The organism is Cyanobium sp. NIVA-CYA 375 (genome assembly GCF_056108345.1).
Genome location: NZ_JBSYHW010000150.1, coordinates 1 through 2,670 on the forward strand (window position 1 = coordinate 1; position 2,670 = coordinate 2,670).

7 protein-coding genes are annotated in these 2,670 nt (G+C 63.2%); 6 read left to right on the forward strand and 1 reads right to left on the reverse strand.

Annotated features, from left to right (window positions below; genetic code table 11):
• From AC01FP_RS16905 to AC01FP_RS16930, 6 genes are all read left to right on the forward strand, one after another.
• The coding region (locus tag AC01FP_RS16905; protein ID WP_474481835.1) for a hypothetical protein at positions 1 to 293 on the forward strand (293 nt) is incomplete at its 5' end.
• Positions 294 to 350: 57 nt separating this feature from the next.
• Positions 351 to 512: a hypothetical protein gene (locus AC01FP_RS16910; RefSeq protein WP_474481836.1), complete on the forward strand. Its 162-nt coding sequence runs from the start codon at positions 351 to 353 to the stop codon at positions 510 to 512.
• Between the two features lie 40 nt (positions 513 to 552).
• A complete protein-coding gene (locus AC01FP_RS16915; RefSeq protein ID WP_474481837.1) occupies positions 553 to 900 on the forward strand; it encodes a nucleotidyltransferase domain-containing protein in 348 nt (115 codons plus the stop codon).
• Positions 897 to 1,025: a hypothetical protein gene (locus AC01FP_RS16920; RefSeq protein WP_474481838.1), complete on the forward strand. Its 129-nt coding sequence runs from the start codon at positions 897 to 899 to the stop codon at positions 1,023 to 1,025. Before AC01FP_RS16915 ends, AC01FP_RS16920 begins: the two co-directional genes overlap by 4 nt.
• A gap of 126 nt (positions 1,026 to 1,151) precedes the next feature.
• A complete protein-coding gene (locus tag AC01FP_RS16925) occupies positions 1,152 to 1,376 on the forward strand; it encodes an MbcA/ParS/Xre antitoxin family protein (protein WP_474481839.1) in 225 nt (74 codons plus the stop codon).
• Positions 1,373 to 2,095: an RES family NAD+ phosphorylase gene (locus AC01FP_RS16930; RefSeq protein ID WP_474481841.1), complete on the forward strand. Its 723-nt coding sequence runs from the start codon at positions 1,373 to 1,375 to the stop codon at positions 2,093 to 2,095. Before AC01FP_RS16925 ends, AC01FP_RS16930 begins: the two co-directional genes overlap by 4 nt.
• A gap of 319 nt (positions 2,096 to 2,414) precedes the next feature.
• Here AC01FP_RS16930 and AC01FP_RS16935 read toward each other — a convergent pair.
• On the reverse strand, positions 2,415 to 2,670 hold a 256-nt coding region (locus tag AC01FP_RS16935), incomplete at its 5' end, for a DUF1214 domain-containing protein (RefSeq protein WP_474481842.1).

The following is a 2,670-nucleotide window of genomic DNA, read 5'->3' on the forward strand; positions in this document are numbered from 1 at the left end:
CCGGTGAGTTCCTCAAGGATCTCCTCAACGTTCGGCTGCGCTGGGCGCACTTGACTCTCCATCTGTCATGGGCCTATCGGGCTGTCATGGGACACCCAGCACGGGCGCAGCTCCCCCCGATCAGCATGGGTGGTTTGATACGCGGCGAGGTGTGCCACAAGAGCGGCACCGATCTCCAGGCCCTGGAGCACAACCTGGTGCTGATCACCCGCAACCTCAACGATGTGCTGGACCTGCCTGTGGCGGTGGCCAACCCCTGGGATCCGCAAGCAGGCGAACGGGTGGGCCGGTGATCGGCAAGGGCGCCGGATCGTGGCCCGAGCAGGAGCCGCACCAGCAAGCCCCTGCAGGTGCAACGCTGCCATTTTGTTCGGCACCGCCAGCCGCATGGGGCTGGGATTCAGGCGCCGGGCACTCACCGCGGCGTTGTGGTGCAACGCCATGGCGGCCACCAGCAGATCGTGGAAGCGGTCGTCCTTGGGCAGACGGACGGCCTGACTGCCGCCCGCTGAAGCTGCTCCTAACCTCGATTGATCAAGGCGAGGCGGGCCGATGGCGAGCGTGCAGGAGATCCGCAAGCAGCTGCGCGACCAACGCATCGAGGCTTTGCGCAGCTCCATCGAGCCTCTGCTGGCCGGAAAGGCTGGAGCCGAGGTGTGGCTGTTCGGTTCCTTGGCCCGTGGTGACTGGGATGCGCGCTCCGATGTGGACCTGCTTGCGGTGGGGCCGGATCAGGGCACCGCGGACCAGTTGAGCGAGGCCCTGTTGGGAACCGGCCTGGCCGACGACGTGATCGGCCTCAGCCAGGGCCGCTGGCTGGAGCGTCAGCGAGGCGACGATCCCTGGTGGCGGGGCATCTGCCGCGATGCGATCCGTCTGCAGCCCACCCAGAAGCCATGACAGGCCGTCTGCACGCCTGGCTGCGTCAGGCCCACAGCGAGAAGGCGGTGTTGCTGGCGCTGGCCCTGGAGGTGGCGCGCGACGTGGTGGGCTTCGCGGATCAGCAGCTCGGGGAGCTCACGTAGACAAGACCACGGGCAGGCCAAGAACTTCATCCATCTCCTGATCCGAAAGCTCAACGATCACTTTCATGGTTTTGCCCTCCAGGAATCGGACCTTGGGGTCAGCATGGCGCCAACTGCCGCTGCTGATTGGCAGCCAGGATCAGGCCCTCCTCTCGGGGCACGTCGTGCGGCTTGGTGCTGCGGTTGCATCGCAGCCTCTCGGCCCTGGTGGGCGACGACACCGAACTGATGCGGCACTGGATCAACACAGCCAACCGCCACACGGGAGGCCTGCCGCGGGAGCAGCTGCAAGATCCGGAGCAGCTGGTGGAGCTGGTGCAATACCTCGATGCCATGCGTGGCCGGCCGTGAGCCAGCGAACCCATGGGGATTTCAAGGCTCTCGCCGAGCTGGATGGGGTGGTGTTGCGGCTGGTGGAACAACAAGGCGCTCAGGCCACCCGCCGGACTACGGACAGCCTGGATGAGCAGGCTTGGCTGGAGGACTTTCTGGAGGCCAGCAAGCCGGAGCTTCCCAGTGCAGAGGAGTGCGCGGTGCGCCATCGCCTGCTAGTTACTCCGTTTCGTTATCGGCAGCGCCACGGCTCGCGGTTTGCCACACGCTGGGAGCGAGGGTTGTTCTATGGATCCCGCAGTCGATTCGGATGTCTACTGGAGGGGGCGTACTACGAACTGGTGTTTCAAAATGGGCCCGAGCGTCCCTTTCCCCGCAGCAGCGCGATGCGGAAGGCCCTCTTCCACGTGCAGGTGCGCACCTCAAGGGGCCTGAAATTGCAGGCCAAGTTGCGTGATCCTATGGACAGCCACTTCTGCCAGGGCATGGGCCAGGAGATGCGCGAAGCTGGAATCGAGGCCTTTGAATACCACTCGGCGCGTAGCGTTGAGGATGTGATTCAGATGGGTGCCATCAGCTGCTGCGTGTTGACCAGCACACCGTTTGATCAGGTAGAGATTGTGGTGGAAGCTAACGGCAACGAAGTCGCCATCCGCTGCCTGGATGACAACACGGTGCATCATTTCCAGAGGCCGCAATTTGAAGTGAATGGAGTGCTGCCACCAGCAGCAGTTTGATGAACACGCGCAGGCTGTGGATCAGGCTGCATCGCGAGGCCGCCAGATCTGCGGTGTACGCGTCCCCTCAGTGATCAGTACAACGGACTGCAACATCCTGCTGGACCCACGCCAGCGGGAGTAAGTCGGGATCGCCGAGTGGGCACGCATCCCATTCAACTGGCTGGTTTGGACAGCGACAGAGCAACGCATGCTGTTTGCGCGATTGATCAACTTGCCAGCAGGTAGACCTTCATCACCTCATGACCTAAAGCCGAATAGACTATCAACGCTCCGGTTGCAGCGGCGGCGCGCCAGTGCCGTCCGCTGCAACCGGTTGTTAGCTGGCCAGATATTGCAACCGCTTCATCGGCGGCGCGATCCACCTGCCTTCCAGCGCATCGGGTTTCGGGACGTAGAGGCGCAAGACCACCCAGAAAGGTCCCTTCGGCGAGGGCAGCCAGTTGGCTTCCGTGTCCTTGCCGGGTGATTCGTTTTGGACATGAAGCGTCAGCCCGCCGTCATCATCCATCTTGAACTGCGACAGCATGGTCGAGTTCAACAGATAGCGATTGATCGGGTTGGCGACGAGCAGG